General features: G+C 69.8%; 2 protein-coding genes. Both read left to right on the top strand.

Translation table 11 applies throughout. The features are described from left to right. On the top strand, positions 1–1082 hold a 1082-nt coding region (locus EN742_RS35070; RefSeq protein WP_128333888.1), incomplete at its 5' end, for an ATP-binding protein. Beyond that, on the top strand, positions 1082–1393 hold a 312-nt coding region (locus EN742_RS35065), incomplete at its 3' end, for a response regulator (RefSeq protein WP_148670531.1). The genes EN742_RS35070 and EN742_RS35065, both read left to right, overlap by 1 nt.

Here is a 1393-nt window from a genome sequence, read left to right as displayed (position 1 = left end):
AAGCCGGTTTCCACACCAGTTGGAGCGATCTGGCGCAGCATCCTGTCGAGGGCAGCCCGATCCGGCGCGTGCTGTGGGGCCAGACGCCCTTTCTGTTGTCGGACAACGCGCTGGTCGACGAGCGCTTTCACTTCGCCGGCGCCTTCGACGAGCCGATCTTCGAAGCCAGGCTGCGCAGCCGCATCATCGTGCCGCTCAGGGCGCGCGGCAGCGTCATCGGCGCGCTCAACATCAGCCGCCACGAGGTCGGCTGCTACACGCTGACGGATGTGGCCGTCGCCCAGCAATGCGCCGATCTCATCGCCCCCTACATCTTTGCGCTGATCCAGACCGAGGAGGCGCGCCGCGCCATGCTCGCCGAGAGCGAGGCGCGCAACCGGGCGGAACTGCTCAGGGTCGGCGCCTCGCAACTGACCGAAGGCATGGAGCGCGAGCGCCGCCGCATGGCCATGGACCTGCACGACCAGACGCTTGCCGATCTTGCCCGCATCGCGCGCCAGGTCTCGGCCTCCCGCAGCCGGGGCATGGCGCGGACGGCCCAACTCGCCGATCTCGAGCAGGAGATCGCCGGTTGCCTGGCGGAACTGCGCCACATCGTCGACGACATGCGGCCGAGCGTGCTCGAGCTGTTCGGGCTGCGCGACGCCGTCGAGGCGCATCTCAACCGCAGTGTCGCGCGGGCGAAGCCGCCGATCGCCGTGCGGATCGCCGACACCAGCGACGGCAGCGCCGACAGCCTGCCGGAGACGATGCGCACGTCGCTCTACCGGATCGTGCAGGAAGCGATCAACAATGCGGTGCGGCACGCTGCACCCGGCCGGATCGAGGTGCTGCTGACCTCGACCGACGGCGTGTTCAAGGTCGTCGTCACCGACGACGGCCATGGCTGCGGCACGATCGACCCGGCCGCGCAGGGCGGCATCGGCCACATGCATACGCGGGCGGCGCTTGTCGGCGCGCGGCTGCGCTTCGAGCCGGCCGGCCGCAAGGGCGGCACCAGGGTGGTGATCGAGATCGATCGCGCGCCAGCTGACGGCAAGCCGGCCATGGCGGCGAGCGAGCCGGAATCGGAGGTGGCGTGATGCTGGTCATGATCGCCGAGAATGACGGGCTGCATCGCACTTTCGCGCGCCGGACGGTGGAACAGTTGTGGCCTGGCGACGTCGAGGTGATCGAGGCGGGCGACGGCGAGGATGCCATCAACATGGCGGCCGAGCGCGAGCCGCCGCATGTCGTGCTCGACCTGCAACTGCCCAAGGCAACGGGCATCGAGGTGGCCCGCGCCATCTGGAGCCGGCGCGCCGGCACGCACATCCTGTTCTGGTCGAACTTCGCCGACGAGGCCTATGTGCGCGGCGTGGCGCGCATCGTGCCGCCCGGCTCGGTCTATGGC

The organism is Mesorhizobium sp. M4A.F.Ca.ET.020.02.1.1 (assembly GCF_004022645.1).
GTDB lineage: Bacteria > Pseudomonadota > Alphaproteobacteria > Rhizobiales > Rhizobiaceae > Mesorhizobium.
Note: the sequence above shows the minus strand (reverse complement) of the source record. Positions and strands in the feature narration are given on the sequence as shown.